This is a genomic window from Citrobacter sp. CK180 (assembly GCF_030333655.1).
GTDB lineage: Bacteria > Pseudomonadota > Gammaproteobacteria > Enterobacterales > Enterobacteriaceae > Citrobacter_B > Citrobacter_B koseri.
On record NZ_JAOWFM010000022.1, the window covers coordinates 1 to 16,360 of the forward strand.

The window sequence follows — 16,360 nt, forward strand, 5'->3', positions numbered from 1 at the left end:
AAATCGGCCCAGATCCGCGAAATTTTAATCAGCGAGTCAGCTTGGGAAGAAATGACCTGCTTATTCGCACCTTCCCTAAACAAATGCTGAATTAGGTGATTATTTCAACGTTAACGTCAGGATTTTTCCGGTACGGGATTTCAGACTATGAAAAAGCGTCACAAAACGATGAGGCAATGTGAATTTATTTCAAGGGTGATGAATTTTTCTCGGTTGTCAGTGAGCAGGTTGCATGTCATTTTTAGACGCATAGCCATCCAGAAGTCTAAACTTCAAATAATAAATTATCACGTCAGGCAACTAATGCCGGGTGAATGAGGAGATCACATGCAAAAACAACAGGCCCCGTTTCGCGCAGACATCGTCGGCAGTTTTTTACGCCCGGACACGATCAAACAAGCTCGTTTGCAATTTGCACGCGGTGAAATAACGGCGCAACAATTGCGTGCGGTGGAAGATGACGCTATCCGCACCGTTGTGGAACAGCAGTGTGCCTGCGGGCTGCATGTTGTCACGGATGGCGAGTTTCGCCGCGCCTGGTGGCATTTTGATTTCTTCGATGGACTGCAAGGCGTTGAACGCTATGACGCTGAGAAGGGGATCCAGTTTAATGGCGTGCAGACAAAAGCGCACGGCGTGCGCGTTACCGGAAAACTGGGGTTTGGCGATCACCCTATGCTGGAAGACTTCCGCTATCTGAAAAGCATTAGCGGTGCAGCCGAGCCCAAAATGACCATTCCATCCCCCAGCGTGCTGCATTTCCGTGGCGGGCGCAAAGATATCGATGCTACCGTTTATCCGCATCTGGATGCTTATTTCGATGATTTGGCTACCACCTGGCGCGATGCGATTTATGCTTTTTATGAAGCTGGCTGTCGTTATCTGCAATTGGATGACACCGTCTGGGCTTACTTGTGCTCCGACCAGCAACGTCAGCAGATTCGTGAGCGGGGTGACGATCCTGACGAGCTGGCGCAGATTTATGCCCGCGTGATTAACCGTGCGCTGGAGGATAAACCAGCCGATCTGACGGTCGGGCTGCATGTTTGCAGGGGAAATTTCCGTTCGACGTGGATCTCTGAAGGGGGCTATGAACCGGTGGCGGAAGTGTTGTTCGGCACGGTGAACGTTGATGCGTTTTTCCTGGAATATGATAACGATCGCTCCGGTGATTTCGCGCCGCTGCGCTTTGTTCGGCCCGGACGTCAGCAGGTGGTTCTGGGACTGGTGACCACGAAAAACGGCGAGCTGGAAAACCCGGAAGGGGTGAAAGCCCGCTTGCAGGAGGCAGAGCGCTATGTCGCAAAAGAGCAGATCTGCCTTAGCCCACAGTGCGGATTTGCCTCCACGGAAGAGGGGAATACGCTGACGGAAGCCCAACAATGGGGCAAAGTACGCCTCATCACCGAAATCGCCAGTCAGGTCTGGTAAGTTGCCTCTCTTTGTTACACAGCGTTGCACATTCGTAATGCAACGCTGTTTCATTCTGGATCATTTTCCTCGTTGTATTTCCCGCCTTGTGGTTTCCGATTTTCTTGTTTCAGCCCCGTTGTCGGTTAATAAATTGATATTTATAGACATTTAAAAATCTGGCATCGATTTTGCCTTATCACTTCTGAACATCCTTAATTTGCACCATTTGCCCGTCCGGTTGCACCGGGACTTCCAGCAAGCTTAATTTCAGGAGTGAAACTATGCAGCGTCGTACATTATTAAAAGCCTTTGCACTGTCCGCCTCGGTGGTTGCGATAGGGCTGAGCTTTAGCGTTCAGGCGGCCGATACGATTAAGGTCGGCATCATGCATTCGCTATCCGGCACGATGGCCATTTCGGAAACCCCGCTTAAAGATATGGCGTTGATGACGATTGATGAGATCAATGCTAAAGGCGGCGTGCTGGGCAAAAAGCTGGAACCGGTGGTGGTTGATCCGGCCTCAAACTGGCCGTTGTTTGCAGAGAAAGCGCGTCAGCTGCTGAGCCAGGATAAAGTCGCGGTCGTGTTTGGCTGCTGGACGTCGGTATCGCGTAAATCGGTGTTGCCGGTATTTGAAGAGTTAAACGGGCTGCTGTTTTACCCTGTGCAATACGAAGGGGAAGAGTTATCGCCGAATGTTTTCTATACCGGCGCAGCGCCAAATCAGCAGGCTATTCCGGCTGTCGAGTATCTGATGAGTGAAGACGGCGGCAGCGCGAAACGCTTTTTCCTGCTGGGAACCGATTATGTCTACCCTCGTACCACCAATAAGATCCTTCGCGCCTGGCTGCATGCCAAAGGCGTCGAGGATAAAGATATTGAAGAGGTGTATACCCCGTTCGGACACAGCGATTACCAGACTATCGTCGCCAATATCAAAAAATTCTCTGCGGGCGGCAAAACGGCGGTGGTCTCCACCATTAACGGCGACTCAAATGTTCCGTTCTACAAAGAACTGGCGAATCAGGGGATAAAAGCGACAGACGTGCCGGTCGTGGCATTCTCGGTCGGTGAAGAGGAGTTGCGCGGTATCGATACCAGACCGCTGGTGGGCAACCTGGCGGCGTGGAACTATTTTGAATCTGTCGACAACCCCACTAACCAGAAATTCGTTGCGGATTACCGGGCATACGCCAAAGCGCATAAGCTGCCGAATGCCGACACCGTCGTGACCAACGATCCGATGGAAGCGACCTATGTGGGCCTGCATATGTGGGCGCAGGCAGTAGAAAAAGCCGGTACGACCGACGTCGATAAAGTTCGCGAGGCGATGGCAGGGCAATCCTTCGCTGCGCCGTCTGGCTTTACCCTGACGATGGACGCCACCAACCACCATCTGCATAAACCCGTCATGATCGGCGAAATTGAAGATAACGGCCAGTTCAATGTGGTATGGCAAACCGACGAACCGGTTCGCGCCCAGCCCTGGAGCCCGTTTATCGCCGGTAACGATAAAAAATCAGACCAGCCTGTTAAAACCGCCAGCAACTGATCTTTTGCCCTCCTGCGGGAGGGCACATTCTGGAGAACACTTTCATGAAAGCCATGCGCTTTATTCGGGGTGTGTTGCTAATGACGTGGCTGGTGCCGTGGATCGTGCAGGCAACCGATGCCGATGTGTTTGTTGGCGCCAGCCGGGCGCAACAGGCGACGTTATTAGAACAATGGGCCATCACGCCTGAGGCGCAGCGTTTGCCTTTGTTGAACGCATTAGCGCGTGAGAATGTGCTGACTGATAGCGCAAAGCACGCTTTCATTCGGCAGGGTACGCAGGTTCTGCCGCTCGGCGCTGTCGCCGCGCCCGATGGCGAACTGAAAAAGGTTCGTCTGACTAACCGTCTGCGAAACCTGGTCAGCGGGGCGTTAGCCACGCATCAACTATTAAGTGACAATGTCACGGAAAGAGCCGCTGCCGCCAGCCTGTTACAGCGGGAGGCCACGCCCGCGATGCTGCCGCTTTTACAGCAGCGGCTGGCGCAGGAAACGGAAAGCGAAGTGACATCACGTCTGGAGATTGCGCTGGCTAACCTGCAACTGGTGAGTCCTTCCGCTGACGTCCGGCGTCAGGCGATTGTCTTACTGGGGCAGTCGGGCGACCCGGAAACGCAATCACGCCTGCAACCCTTTACGGATGCTGAACATGAACCGGATGCGCGTGTTCGCGAGGCCGCGACAGAAAGCCTGAACGCAATCGCGCAGCGGATGGTGATTGGCGATCTCCTGGGGCAGGCGTTTATGGGGCTGTCGCTGGGATCGATTCTGCTGCTGGCGGCCCTGGGGCTGGCGATCACCTATGGATTACTGGGCGTAATCAATATGGCGCACGGTGAAATGCTGATGCTTGGCGCGTACAGCACATGGATGGTTCAGCAATTTATGGGGCAGTTCATGCCACAGTGGCTGGCGTTTTATCCCGTTGTGGCGTTGCCGGTTGCCTTCCTGATCGCTGCCGGAACTGGAATGGCGCTGGAGCGCGGCATTATTCGCCATCTTTATGGTCGTCCTCTCGAAACGCTGCTGGCGACCTGGGGGATTAGCCTGATGCTGATCCAACTGGTACGCATGACCTTTGGCGCGCAAAACCTGGAGGTTGCCAACCCTGCGTGGCTTTCTGGCGGGGTGCAGGTCTATGCCAACCTGACGTTGCCCTGGAACCGTATCGTGGTGCTGGGGTTCGCCATGCTGGTGCTGTTTTTCACCTGGCTATTGCTGAATAAAACCCGCCTCGGGATGCGCGTTCGCGCGGTAACGCAGAACCGCAGTATGGCGGCGTGTTGCGGCGTGCCGACGGGGCGCGTGGACATGCTGGCGTTTGGCCTCGGGTCGGGTATCGCCGGATTGGGCGGCGTGGCCTTGTCGCAACTGGGCAACGTCGGGCCGGAACTGGGTCAGGGATACATTATTGATTCATTTTTAGTGGTGGTGCTCGGTGGCGTCGGACAACTGGCGGGAAGCGTGGCAGCCGCATTTGGGTTGGGTATCTTCAATAAGATTCTGGAACCGCAAATGGGCGCGGTGCTGGGCAAAATCGTCATTCTGATTGCGATCGTTCTGTTTATCCAGAAACGGCCTCAGGGATTGTTTGCGCTGAAAGGGAGGGTTATTGATTAATGACCATGCCAATGACATTAACACTGGCGCGTAGAGCGCCGCGTACTGTCCAGGTTTTTGGCCTTTGCCTGCTGGCGGCGCTGCTGATTCTGCCTTTTCTGGCGCTGCTGCCTGCGGAACACCCGCTGGCTGTCCCGGTCTGGGTGTTAACGCTGGCCGGGAAGATCCTCTGTTACGCCATTGTCGCTGTGGCGCTGGATCTGGTGTGGGGTTATGCCGGAATGCTGTCGCTGGGGCACGGTATTTTCTTTGCGCTGGGCGGGTATGCGATGGGAATGTATCTGATGCGTCAGGCTTCTGGCGACGGACTTCCCGCGTTTATGTCTTTCCTCTCCTGGAGTGAATTACCGTGGTTCTGGTGGGGAACGCAGCACTTCGCCTGGGCGATGCTGCTGGTCGTGCTGGTTCCGGGACTGCTGGCGCTGGTGTTCGGCTATTTTGCCTTTCGCTCAAAAATCAAAGGCGTCTATTTTTCCATTATGACCCAGGCGCTGACGTTCGCAGGCATGCTGCTGTTTTTCCGTAACGAAACCGGGTTTGGCGGCAATAACGGGTTTACGGGGTTTACCACGTTGCTGGGCTTTCCTGTTGCGGCGACCTCCACGCGCGTTGCGCTGTTTCTCGCGACCGTCATATTACTGGTGCTGGCGCTGTGGCTGGGGTATCTCCTTGCGCGCAGTAAGTTTGGCCGCGTTCTGACCGCCGTGCGCGATGCGGAAAATCGCCTGATGTTTTGTGGGTACGATCCGCGTGGCTTCAAACTGCTGGTATGGACGCTCTCCGCTGTTCTGTGCGGTCTGGCGGGCGCTCTGTACGTTCCTCAGGTCGGCATCATTAACCCCAGCGAAATGTCGCCGACCAACTCTATTGAAGCGGCCATCTGGGTCGCGCTGGGCGGGCGCGGCACCTTAATTGGCCCGGTGTTTGGCGCAGTGCTGGTGAACGGCGCTAAAAGTCTGTTTACGGTGATTATGCCGGAGTACTGGCAGCTGTTTCTCGGCCTGATCTTTATTGGCGTTACGCTGTTTTTACCGCGCGGCGTCATTGGTCTGTTTCGCAAAGGAGAAAAATGATGCAACCGGATGACGGACTTTTTACCCGCCAGTTGCCGGGGGATCGTTTTCGCGATCAAACAGACCCGGTTCTGCAACTGGAAGGGATCAACGTCAATTTTGACGGCTTCCAGGCGCTGACGGATTTAACCCTGAACATTGGCGTGGGGGAATTGCGCTGCGTTATTGGCCCTAATGGCGCCGGAAAAACCACCTTAATGGATGTGATTACCGGTAAAACCCGGCCGCAAAGCGGACGCGCGATTTACGATCAGTCCACGGACTTAACTTCGCTCGATCCTATCGCGATTGCCCGCCAGGGCATTGGGCGTAAATTTCAGAAACCGACCGTGTTTGAGGCCTTGACGGTGGAGGAGAATCTGGAACTGGCGATGAAAGAGGATAAATCCGTCTGGGCCACGTTAAGAGCGCGCCTCTCGGGCGAACAGCGGGATCGCATTGACGAGATGCTCGGGTTATTGCGTCTGGGCGCGGAGCGTGGGCGTCGCGCCGGGCTGCTTTCGCACGGACAAAAGCAGTTTCTGGAAATCGGTATGCTGCTGGTACAGGAGCCGCACCTGCTGTTACTGGATGAACCTGCGGCGGGAATGACGGACGCGGAAACGGAGTATACCGCCGAGCTGTTCCGCACTCTGGCGGGGAAACACTCGCTGATGGTGGTGGAGCATGACATGGGGTTTGTCGAAACCATTGCCGACCATGTCACCGTTTTGCATCAGGGGCGCGTGCTGGCGGAAGGAAGCCTGCGCGACGTCCAGGCCAATGAACAGGTTATTGAAGTTTACCTCGGGCGATAGGGAGGACGGATGTTACAGGTGAATGAACTGAATCAATATTACGGCGGCAGTCATATCCTGCGCGGGGTAAGTTTTGAGGCCCGCATTGGCGAAGTAACCTGTTTGCTTGGGCGTAACGGGGTGGGAAAAACCACCTTACTGAAGTGTCTGATGGGGTTAATCCCGGCACGCACCGGCAATGTGATCTGGCAGGGGAAGAACATCACCCAGCGTAAACCGCATCAGCGCGTGCGGGCCGGTGTCGCCTATGTGCCGCAAGGGCGGGAGATTTTTCCTCGCCTGACGGTAGAGGAAAACCTGCTGTTGGGGCTGTCGCGTTTTTCCGCCCGCGATGCAAAACAGGTGCCGGATGATATTTACGCGCTTTTTCCGGTGCTTAAAGAGATGAAGCACCGGCGAGGGGGCGATCTTTCCGGGGGGCAACAGCAGCAGCTGGCAATTGGCCGGGCGCTGGCCTGCCGTCCTCAGTTGTTAATTCTGGATGAACCGACTGAAGGGATACAGCCGTCGGTGATCAAAGAGATCGGGCAGGTGATTTCACATCTGGCGCGTCAGGGGGATATGGCGATTTTGCTGGTGGAGCAGTTCTATGATTTTGCTGCCCAACTGGCGGATCACTACTTATTGATGTCGCGGGGAAGCATTATTCAGAGCGGCAGGGGCGAGAATATGGAAGCAGAGGGCGTCCGCGGTCTGGTCGCGATCTGAGTTCCGGGACTGTACCGGACGTTATCCGGCACAGTCTGGCGTGCCGTCAGCACATTGCGGGCTGCCCCCAGGGTCTGGCCCGCATCCCTTTTAGCATCAGCGCCCAGGCAAGAATAATCGCGACGATCAGCACCGCAAACAGGGACCAGGCGGGCAAGGTGGTGAGGATCACGCCGCTGACCAGCGGGTTGGCCGCCGCGCCGAGCCAGCCAAGCGACTGCGCTGAGAAGTAGCTTGCTTTCATCCCCGCCGGAGCAATGTTATCGATCAGCATATATTCGCCCGGGGCGTAAATAACCTCGCCAATGGTAAATATGGCGGCGGAGAGCCCCCAGAGCAGCAGGCTGTTTCCTGAAATCATAAAACCAACCAGCCCAGCCACGAAACAGACTGTGCCGGCCGCCATCGAGGGTCTGATATTTGCGGTCGTTAACCGACGGCCTACGGCATATTGCAGACTAACAACAATCGCCGCGTTGACGGGGAGTACGACAGCAACCACTTTTTCGGCAAAATTACCGTTCGCGACGACCATGACATACTGGGAAATACATGAAGCGAACGCGCCGCTGACAAATGACGCCAGGAAGGCCGACAGGGTAAACCAGAGCAGGGCTTTATCGCGTAACAGCACCGATGGCGACCAGACTGACGCCGTTGTTCCTTCAACGGGCGTCTCTGCGCGCTTCACCCAGGTCTGGATAAACACCAGCGGGAAAGCAGAGCAAATGGCCGCAAGCCAGAACGGCAGGTTGATGCTTTGCATGACCAGCAGGGTGCCAAGCGGCGGCCCGACGGTCCAGCCAATATTGAGCACGGTATAGTTGAGGGAAAATATTTTGCTCCTGGTTGTGGCGGAAAGATTGTCGGCAAACCAGGCTTTCAACACGGTGGCAAAGACGGAGTAGGCGCAGTTTATCAGGGCGAAAAGCAGCACCACCAGCGTGACGCTGTGCACCAGGGGGATGGCGATAAAGCCCAGCAAGAACGCCGAAATTGCCAGAAGCATATAGCGCTTTTTATCGAATTTATCCGCGAGGATGCCGAAACCCAGGCTGAAAATCACGCCGATGGTTAACGCTACCGTCATGGCATAGCCGATCAGATCGACGCTCAGATCGTACTGGCGGTTAAGATAGATCGTCATGAAAGGAAGCGTGGCGCCGCGCCCAATGGTCAATAACAGTGATGAGGCGAGTAAAGCGAGGGTGGAGCGTCTCAGCGTTGTGTTCATTTTCCTGCCCGACAATGCGTTTCATTATATTTATTGGTGATTTAAAGCAATAGCACGGCAAAAGTGTGATGTATACCCGGGATGTTGTTCGAAAGTGCTCGTCCCGCCCTACCTGAATTAATGATCTGTTCCGGGGCGATGATTTCCGTTAACTTAACTTGTTTACAAAAATTTAATATTTGCAGGGGCCGTGGTATGTCGCGTAAAGACGGGTTATTGGCGTTACTGGTCGTGGTGGTGTGGGGGCTTAACTTTGTCGTCATCAAAGTCGGGCTGCACAATATGCCGCCGCTGATGCTGGCGGGATTACGTTTTTTGCTGGTCGCGTTTCCGGCTATCTTCTTCGTTGCGCGCCCGAAAATCCCGCTGTCGCTGTTACTCGGCTACGGCCTGACCATCAGTTTTGGTCAATTCGCGTTTCTCTTTTGTGCGATTAAATTCGGAATGCCTGCCGGGCTGGCGTCACTGGTGCTACAGGCGCAGGCGTTTTTTACCATCGTACTGGGCGCGTTTGCGTTCGGCGAGCGCTTGCAGGGCAAACAGGTGGCCGGTATCGCGCTGGCGGTGTTTGGCGTTCTGCTGCTGATAGAAGCCAGCCTCAATGGGCAACATATTGCGATGCTCGGGTTTATGTTAACGCTGGCGGCGGCGTTCTGCTGGGCGTGCGGGAATATTTTCAATAAGAAGATCATGCAACATGCCACTCGCCCGGCGGTGATGTCGCTGGTGGTCTGGAGTGCGCTGATCCCGATTATTCCCTTCTTTCTGGCCTCTTTGATTCTGGATGGTTCTGCGCAGATGGTTCAGAGCCTGATCGCGATTGATATGACGACGATTTTATCGCTGGTGTATCTGGCGTTTGTCGCCACGATTGTCGGTTACGGGATCTGGGGAACGTTGCTCGGACGCTATGAAACCTGGCGCGTGGCGCCGCTGTCTTTGCTGGTGCCGGTCGTGGGGTTGGCCAGCGCGGCCGTGTTGCTCAATGAGACGCTTACCGGGTTACAGTTTCTTGGCGCGGTGCTGATTATGGCGGGTTTGTACATCAACGTGTTTGGTTTTCGGCTGCGCAAAGCGGCGCAGGTAAGGGGATAAAAAAAGCCCCGCAGTGGCGGGGCAAAAACGAATTACAGGCTGTGTCCGTTGTAATACGGTACGCCTAATTCGTCGGATTTATCGCTTCCCGCACCCATATGATTGAAATCGAATGGCGACTGGTCATGCGCAGACGGCATGACCATCGCATCGCGATTATTTTGTGTTCCAGGTTGTGCGGTTTGCTCCGCAATGCTTGGGCCAGAGACGACAAGCAGCACAGCCAGCATTGCGGAAGACAGAGATTTCATGATTTCCTCGATTACGTCATTAACAGGCGATTAGCAATTACAATGGTTGAGTGGATGCAAATACCGGGATTCGCCATGCATATTGGTAATACGGTACTTATGCGGTGGAACGTCGAAATAGTTTTTAAATGTCCGGGTCAGCGTCTGCTGTGACTCAAAGCCATAACGTTCCGCCAGGTACAGGATCGGCTCGTTACTTTCTTTTAATTTCTGGGCTATTTCAGTCATTTTGCGACTGCGGATGTACTGGCCTAATGAGTGACCGGTCTCTTTTTTAAACATCCGTTGCAGGTGCCATTTGGAGTAACCTGAACGCTCTGACACTTTTTCCAGTGAGAGCGGCGATTCCAGGTTATCTTCGATCCAGTCCAAAATGCTATGAATGGTAATAGCGTCAGTATTGCGTCTGGACATCGTCATACCTCTTTCTGTTTACGGCAGGATTTTCTTAAGCAAAAGCTCAAGTGTTGCCACTTCATCCGCCGTTAAGTTTTTTGTTAGTTCCTGGTGCAGGTCTTGTCCTACTAACTGATGACATTGCTCACAAATTGCCGCGCCGTGTTCGGTGAGTTTCACCAGCACGCCGCGTTTGTCATGTGGATTTGGCAGTCTTTCGATCCAGCCTTTACAGACCAGCCGATCAAGCATGCGCGTCAATGCGCCGAGATCGACAGACAGCACTTTCTTCAGCTCGACCGGGGTAATGCATACCGCGCAACGGATAGAACAGAGCACCTTAAACTGCGATGCGGTGATATCCAGCGGCGACAGATAGTCGTTCAACAGACGATCTTTTTTCTGATTGACCATGTAGATCAAGCGACCCAGCGGGATGATTTCGTTGAATAGGTCACTGGTGCTTTTCACAATGGTTGCCCCGGCAAGTAGTTAGTCACGGCAGATACTATTGCCCAGGCAAATATAAGTCAATCGAATGAATAAGGGGATGCCACGATTTGCTAAAACGCGTCAGTGCAGGGGCTGTATCACAGGGTAATTTATTAATAATAATTACTGGTTATGCTTATTCGGCATAATGAATGCTTAATGGCGAAACGCCGCGTTTTCCCTTTATACTTGCCGCTTACAACGAGCTTGATGGGGAAGAGATGGCATTATGATGGATTTGTTTAAAGCGATAGGGCTTGGGCTGGTTGTCCTGCTGCCTTTGGCGAACCCGCTAACCACGGTGGCGTTGTTTTTAGGCCTGGCCGGTAATATGAACAGCGCGGAGCGTAACCGTCAGTCGCTGATGGCCTCCGTGTATGTGTTCGCCATCATGATGGTTGCGTATTACGCCGGTCAACTGGTGATGAACACCTTTGGAATTTCCATCCCCGGTTTGCGCATTGCGGGTGGGCTGATTGTCGCCTTTATCGGCTTTCGGATGTTGTTCCCGCAGCAGAAGGCGCACGAATCGCCGGAGGCGAAAAGCAAGTCAGAAGAGCTGGAGGATGAGCCTTCTGCCAATATCGCTTTTGTTCCGCTGGCGATGCCGAGCACCGCAGGGCCGGGGACGATCGCGATGATCATCAGTTCGGCCTCTACCGTACGTCACGGCGTCGATTTTCCCGGCTGGGTTATTCTGGTGGCACCACCGCTTATTTTTCTGGCGGTGTCAGTGATTCTGTGGGGTTCTCTGCGCAGTTCAGGGGCGATTATGCGCCTGGTCGGCAAGGGGGGAATTGAAGCTATTTCCCGCCTGATGGGCTTCTTACTGGTCTGTATGGGCGTGCAGTTTATCATTAACGGCGTGCTGGAAATTATTAAGACTTACCATTAAGTCAGGATTCCCCCCGAAAGTCTCAGTAGTATTCAGTCGGGGGGAACTTATCCTCAATGCTGCGGCTGCTCTTCCAGCGAAACAGGCCAGCGGCGAAAGATAATGATCGACCACACCAGCGCCGCCAGGGCTGGCACTGCGCCGACGTAGCCAATAGTGGACATCGACCAGTGTAAACTCACCTGATTCCCCACCAATGCGCCAGCGCCAATGCCAATATTAAAAATGCCTGAGAACAGCGCCATTGCCACATCGGTGGCGTCCGGCGCCAGTGCCAGGACTTTCACCTGCATCCCCAGGCCTATCACCATAATGGCGATGCCCCAGAAAATACTCAGCACGGCAAGATGGCTTTCGCTGTCTGCTGCGGGCAGCAGGAGCATCAGGCAAATCACCAGCAGCATAATGGCAATGCTGATAAGCGGCGAGGCGTACTGATTACCTAGTTTGCCGAATACCACGCTGCCGATAATCCCGGCGCCGCCGAGGATCAGCAGTAATACCGTGGCAAAGTTTGCGCTCAGACCCGCCACCGTTTGTACAAACGGTTCAATATAGCTGTATGCCGTATAGTGTGCGGTGACCACCACGACCGTCAGTAAATAAATACTCATTAGCGCCGGGCGACGGAACAGCAGCGGCAGACTTTTTAGTGACCCAGAATGTTCGCTGGGCAATTTCGGCAGCAGTTTGATCAGGCATACCAGCGTGATTAACGCCCCTATACCAATGGCGAAGAACGTTGTTCGCCAGCCGAAGTATTGACCAACGATACGCCCGATAGGCAGCCCCAGCACCATCGCCAGCGCGGTTCCGGTGGCGATCAGACTCAGTGCCTGCGCACGTTTGCCTGGCGGCGCAAGGCGAATGGCCAGCGAAGCGGTAATAGACCAGAAGACGGCGTGTGCAAACGCGATCCCGATGCGGCTGATTACCAGCACGGTAAAATTCCATGCCAGGAAGGAGAGCACATGGCTGGTAATGAAGAGAACAAACAGGCAGATTAGCAGCTTACGCCGCTCAACCTGACTGGTCAGCAACATAAAGGGCAACGACATCAGCGCCACAACCCAGGCATAGATCGTCAGCATAATCCCGACCTGCGCGGTCGGCATAGCAAAGCTCCGGGCGATGTCCGACAGTAAGCCAACAGGGACAAACTCTGTGGTATTGAAAATAAAAGCGGCAATAGCAAGCGTAACTACCCGTAGCCACGCGACCTTGCGGGAAACAGTGTTTGTTGTCATAAGAGTAAATCGGGTCAGTTGCGAAAAGGCGAGGTCACGATCTTAAAACGTTTGCTGGCGAAAATACAATCGTTTTGTGATGTATGTCTCATTATCGTTGATGAGCCGATTGATGAAACAAACGAAATAGCGTCCGGGTATGGAAATCATCCCGGACACCGTATTCAGGGGAGTTTTGCGATATTCGCTTTGATGACTTCGGCGGAGTATCTGAATTTCGCCAGTTCATCATCGGCTAACTGTAATTCGATAATTTGTTGAACACCGCTTTGAGTCAGCACCGCCGGTACGCCGATGGCGACGCCGTTAACGCCGTATTCCCCCTCCAGTACGCAGGAGATGGCCAGCGCCCGATGGCTTCCGGTGAAGACGTTCCGGCAAATTTCCGCAATGGTTCCGGCAATACCATATTCAGTGCAGCCTTTGCGGTTATAGATTTCAAACCCGTGTTTGCGCACTTTTTCCGCCATCGCCTCGACGTCCAGGATTTTACCCGTACGGCGTTGATAAACATCCGCAATCGGAGAACCGTAGACGGAGGAGTGGGACCAGACCGGGAATTGCGTATCGCCATGCTCTCCCAGAATAAAGGCATCGATGCTTTGCGCGCCGATATCCAGTTCCTGCGCCAGCGCGCGCCGTAAACGGGTGGTGTCCAGCCAGACGCCAGTGCCGATTACCTGGCTGCGCGGCAGGCCTGATAGCGTCCATACCTGCCAGGTAATGATATCGCAAGGATTGGTGGCAATAAGAAAGATGCCGTTAAAGCCGCCATCCATCATTTCCGGCACGATCTTTTGGACGATCCGCGCGGTGTTGTTCAGCTCATCAAGCCGTGTTTGCCCTGGTTTTAATGCGCCGCCGGAAACGGTAATCACGGCGATATCGACATCGGCGCATTCACGCGCCTCCCGGGTGGAAATGGTCATCATCCCCGGCATGTAGGCCGCTGCGTCGGCGAGATCCAAAGCATGGCCTTCCGAACGATCTCTGTTCAAATCGACCAGAATCAGTTCTTCACAAATATTCTGATTGAGCAGAGCGTAAGCTGCTGATGCGCCAACATTACCTGCCCCAATGATCATCACTTTACGCGCTTTGGTGTTCATGACTGTTCCATATCCGTTTTCGTCTTGCGCAGTATAAAACGCTTCTCCCGGCAGGCGTAGCCCCAAACCCATAGGATAATGCTATGGCTGCGAGGACGGATTCAGCAGGGCGATAAACGCGTCCAGTTGACGGGTCATTGCCCCGCGACGCCACACAAGCCAGGTGTCCAGCCATCGCCACTCTTCGCTCAACGGCCAGGCTTCAACCTGATGATGCCCGGGCATACTTTCCAGCATGGTACGAGGGATTAGCGCGATGCCCGCTCCGGCGATAACGCACGCCAGCATGCCGTGGTACGACTCCATTTCATGAATGGTGCCGGGCATCGCGCGATCGGCATGAAACCAGCTTTCAAAGTGACGGCGATAAGAGCAGTTTGCGCGAAAGGCGTAGATATTGCTGCCATTCACGTCTTTTGCCCGCCGTACGGGGGAATGCCCATGAGGGGCGACAATCATCATCTCTTCACGGTATACCGGCATACCTTCAAGACCCGGATGAGTAATCGGGCCATCAACAAACGCTGCGTTAAGTCTGCCTTCCAGAACGCCTTCGAGCATTGTCCCGGAAGGCCCGGTAGAGAGGGCGAACTGAATTTTGGGGTAACGCTGATTGTACCCGGCAAGTGTGGCCGGGATGCGTACCGCAGCGGTGCTTTCCAGCGCGCCGAGTGAAAACAGTCCCTGAGGTTCATCACCGGCGACCACCATTCGCGCTTCATCAACCAGCGCCAGGATCTGCTGGCTGTAGCGCAGAAAGTTATGTCCGGCGGGAGAAAGGCGCAGCCGCTGACTTTCACGAATAAACAGATCCACGCCAAGATCGGCCTCAAGCTGGCGGATTCGCGTAGTGAGGTTCGACGGGACGCGATGCACCTTCGCCGCCGCCTGCGTAATACTGCCGGTTTCGGCCACGGCATTGAACATTTCCAGCTGAGTCAGATCCATAGTTTTCTCTTTTTGTGAACGCAGTGCTTAATATTATTCATTTTTCAGAAAGAGTAAATGCGCCCATTATGCAGGCATATACCGCAACGTAGAGAGACAAACCGATGACGATGACACCTGCTACACATGCGATTTCCGTGGACCCGACAACCGGTGAAACGCTGGCGATGATGCCGTGGGCCAGCGCTGATGATATTGAAAATGCACTTACTCTGGCTGCCCGTGGATTTGAGGAATGGAAACGCACGACGGTGGCATACCGGGCGCAGAAACTTCGCGATATCGGGCAAGCGCTGCGTAACCGTACAGAAGAGATGGCGCACAGTATTTCCCGTGAGATGGGAAAACCGATCCGGCAGGCGCGCGCCGAGGTGGCGAAATCTGCGGCGCTCTGTGACTGGTATGCAGAACATGGCCCCGCGATGCTTAACCCGGAACCGACGCTGGTGGAAAATCAGCAGGCGGTGATTGCATATCGTCCGCTGGGGACAATACTGGCGGTCATGCCGTGGAACTTTCCGCTCTGGCAGGTATTACGTGGGGCGATTCCCATCCTGCTGGCGGGTAACGGCTATTTACTAAAACATGCGCCGAATGTGATCGGTTGCGCTGAACGTATTGCGCAGATCTTCGCCGATGCCGATATTCCGGCGGGCGTTTATGGCTGGGTAAATGCCAGTAACGACGGCGTTAGCCAGATGATTAACGATCCCCGTATTGCCGCCGTGACGGTAACGGGCAGCGTGCGTGCCGGGGCCGCGATTGGCGCGCAGGCCGGGGCTTCGCTGAAAAAATGCGTGCTTGAACTGGGCGGTTCCGATCCGTTTATCGTTCTTAACGATGCCGACCTGGATCTGGCTGTTAAAGCCGCTGTCGCCGGTCGCTATCAAAATACCGGGCAGGTATGCGCGGCGGCGAAGCGCTTTATTGTTGAAGAGGGGATTGCCGGGGAATTTACTGAACGGTTTGTTGCCGCCGCCAGCGCACTGAAAATGGGCGATCCGCTGGCGGAAGAGAACGATCTCGGCCCTATGGCGCGTTTTGATCTACGGGATGAGCTGCATCAGCAAGTGGAGGCATCAATAGCAGAAGGCGCGCGTTTATTACTGGGCGGTGAAAAGCTCGCCGGGGAAGGCAACTATTATGCCGTTACGGTTCTGGGCGATGTGACGCCTGAGATGACGGCGTTTCGTCAGGAGTTGTTTGGGCCCGTGGCGGCGATTACCGTGGCGAAGAACGCCGAACATGCCTTGCATCTGGCTAATGACAGCGACTTTGGGTTGTCGGCGACGCTGTTCACTGCGCGTGATGCACTGGCTCAGGAGATGGCATCGCGCCTGGAATGCGGCGGGGTATTTATCAATGGATACAGCGCCAGCGATCCGCGTGTGGCATTTGGCGGCGTGAAGAAAAGCGGCTTTGGTCGCGAGCTCTCCCATTTTGGCCTGCATGAGTTTTGCAACGTACAAACTGTCTGGAAAAACCGTCTGTGATCATTCCGGCGTCTTCTTGAGGCGCCATGTCACATTA

General features: G+C 54.5%; 16 protein-coding genes. 9 read left to right on the top strand and 7 right to left on the bottom strand.

Features of this window, described 5'->3' with window-relative positions; all coding sequences use genetic code 11:
* Window positions 1-327 precede the first annotated feature (327 nt).
* The 6 genes from OGV50_RS00485 (at window position 328) to urtE (ending at window position 7,163) form a co-directional block, all read left to right on the top strand.
* Window positions 328-1,431, top strand: coding sequence for a cobalamin-independent methionine synthase II family protein (locus OGV50_RS00485; protein WP_200090605.1), 1,104 nt, complete (start codon window positions 328-330; stop codon window positions 1,429-1,431).
* A 263-nt stretch (window positions 1,432-1,694) separates the two neighbouring features.
* Window positions 1,695-2,966 carry an urea ABC transporter substrate-binding protein gene (urtA, locus tag OGV50_RS00490; protein WP_199972401.1) on the top strand — a complete coding sequence of 424 codons (1,272 nt, stop codon included), beginning with the start codon at window positions 1,695-1,697 and terminating at the stop codon, window positions 2,964-2,966.
* Window positions 2,967-3,010: 44 nt separating this feature from the next.
* Window positions 3,011-4,585 carry an urea ABC transporter permease subunit UrtB gene (urtB, locus tag OGV50_RS00495; protein WP_012132434.1) on the top strand — a complete coding sequence of 525 codons (1,575 nt, stop codon included), beginning with the start codon at window positions 3,011-3,013 and terminating at the stop codon, window positions 4,583-4,585.
* On the top strand, window positions 4,585-5,658 hold the full coding sequence (gene urtC / locus OGV50_RS00500; protein WP_114847917.1) for an urea ABC transporter permease subunit UrtC: 1,074 nt from the start codon (window positions 4,585-4,587) through the stop codon (window positions 5,656-5,658). The genes urtB and urtC overlap by 1 nt, the downstream gene beginning before the upstream one ends.
* Window positions 5,658-6,455 (top strand): urea ABC transporter ATP-binding protein UrtD, encoded by a 798-nt coding sequence (gene urtD / locus OGV50_RS00505; protein WP_024130341.1) that lies wholly within the window; start codon window positions 5,658-5,660, stop codon window positions 6,453-6,455. Before urtC ends, urtD begins: the two co-directional genes overlap by 1 nt.
* 9 nt (window positions 6,456-6,464) lie before the next feature.
* The gene (gene urtE, locus OGV50_RS00510; protein WP_012132431.1) at window positions 6,465-7,163 is read left to right on the top strand and encodes an urea ABC transporter ATP-binding subunit UrtE; all 699 of its coding nucleotides are present in this window, start codon (window positions 6,465-6,467) and stop codon (window positions 7,161-7,163) included.
* 46 nt (window positions 7,164-7,209) lie between these two features.
* On the opposite strand, the gene ydeE is transcribed toward urtE, so the two are convergent.
* Entirely contained in the window at window positions 7,210-8,397 is a 1,188-nt protein-coding gene (gene ydeE, locus OGV50_RS00515) for an efflux MFS transporter YdeE (protein WP_286488217.1), read from the bottom strand.
* Window positions 8,398-8,592: 195 nt separating this feature from the next.
* Between ydeE and eamA the strand changes: the two genes are divergently transcribed.
* Window positions 8,593-9,492 carry an O-acetylserine/cysteine exporter gene (eamA, locus tag OGV50_RS00520; protein WP_047457143.1) on the top strand — a complete coding sequence of 300 codons (900 nt, stop codon included), beginning with the start codon at window positions 8,593-8,595 and terminating at the stop codon, window positions 9,490-9,492.
* A 32-nt stretch (window positions 9,493-9,524) separates the two neighbouring features.
* Here the strand turns inward: eamA and marB are convergent, their stop codons facing one another.
* Genes marB through marR form a run of 3 tightly spaced genes read right to left on the bottom strand, consistent with a single transcriptional unit; the run spans window position 9,525 to window position 10,610 of the window.
* Window positions 9,525-9,743 (bottom strand): multiple antibiotic resistance protein MarB, encoded by a 219-nt coding sequence (marB, locus tag OGV50_RS00525; RefSeq protein WP_110494266.1) that lies wholly within the window; start codon window positions 9,741-9,743, stop codon window positions 9,525-9,527.
* A 30-nt stretch (window positions 9,744-9,773) separates the two neighbouring features.
* Window positions 9,774-10,157, bottom strand: a complete 384-nt coding sequence (gene marA / locus OGV50_RS00530) for an MDR efflux pump AcrAB transcriptional activator MarA (RefSeq protein ID WP_024130339.1) — start codon at window positions 10,155-10,157, stop codon at window positions 9,774-9,776.
* An 18-nt stretch (window positions 10,158-10,175) separates the two neighbouring features.
* Window positions 10,176-10,610 (bottom strand): multiple antibiotic resistance transcriptional regulator MarR, encoded by a 435-nt coding sequence (gene marR, locus OGV50_RS00535; protein ID WP_012132424.1) that lies wholly within the window; start codon window positions 10,608-10,610, stop codon window positions 10,176-10,178.
* A gap of 250 nt (window positions 10,611-10,860) precedes the next feature.
* Here marR and OGV50_RS00540 point away from each other — a divergent pair, with 250 nt between their 5' ends.
* Window positions 10,861-11,526: a MarC family NAAT transporter gene (locus tag OGV50_RS00540; protein WP_012132423.1), complete on the top strand. Its 666-nt coding sequence runs from the start codon at window positions 10,861-10,863 to the stop codon at window positions 11,524-11,526.
* A 53-nt stretch (window positions 11,527-11,579) separates the two neighbouring features.
* Here OGV50_RS00540 and OGV50_RS00545 read toward each other — a convergent pair whose 3' ends face one another.
* The 3 genes from OGV50_RS00545 to ptrR all read right to left on the bottom strand — a co-directional run bounded on the left by OGV50_RS00545 (window position 11,580) and on the right by ptrR (window position 14,830).
* On the bottom strand, window positions 11,580-12,773 hold the full coding sequence (locus OGV50_RS00545) for a sugar transporter (RefSeq protein WP_286488218.1): 1,194 nt from the start codon (window positions 12,771-12,773) through the stop codon (window positions 11,580-11,582).
* 164 nt (window positions 12,774-12,937) lie between these two features.
* Window positions 12,938-13,882 carry an L-lactate dehydrogenase gene (locus tag OGV50_RS00550; protein WP_200090607.1) on the bottom strand — a complete coding sequence of 315 codons (945 nt, stop codon included), beginning with the start codon at window positions 13,880-13,882 and terminating at the stop codon, window positions 12,938-12,940.
* An 81-nt stretch (window positions 13,883-13,963) separates the two neighbouring features.
* Complete coding sequence (ptrR, locus tag OGV50_RS00555) at window positions 13,964-14,830, bottom strand: putrescine utilization regulator PtrR (protein WP_047457132.1); 867 nt, start codon at window positions 14,828-14,830, stop codon at window positions 13,964-13,966.
* A 104-nt stretch (window positions 14,831-14,934) separates the two neighbouring features.
* Here ptrR and sad point away from each other — a divergent pair, with 104 nt between their 5' ends.
* The gene (gene sad, locus OGV50_RS00560; protein WP_130028371.1) at window positions 14,935-16,323 is read left to right on the top strand and encodes a succinate-semialdehyde dehydrogenase; all 1,389 of its coding nucleotides are present in this window, start codon (window positions 14,935-14,937) and stop codon (window positions 16,321-16,323) included.
* The last annotated feature ends 37 nt before the right edge of the window (window positions 16,324-16,360 follow it).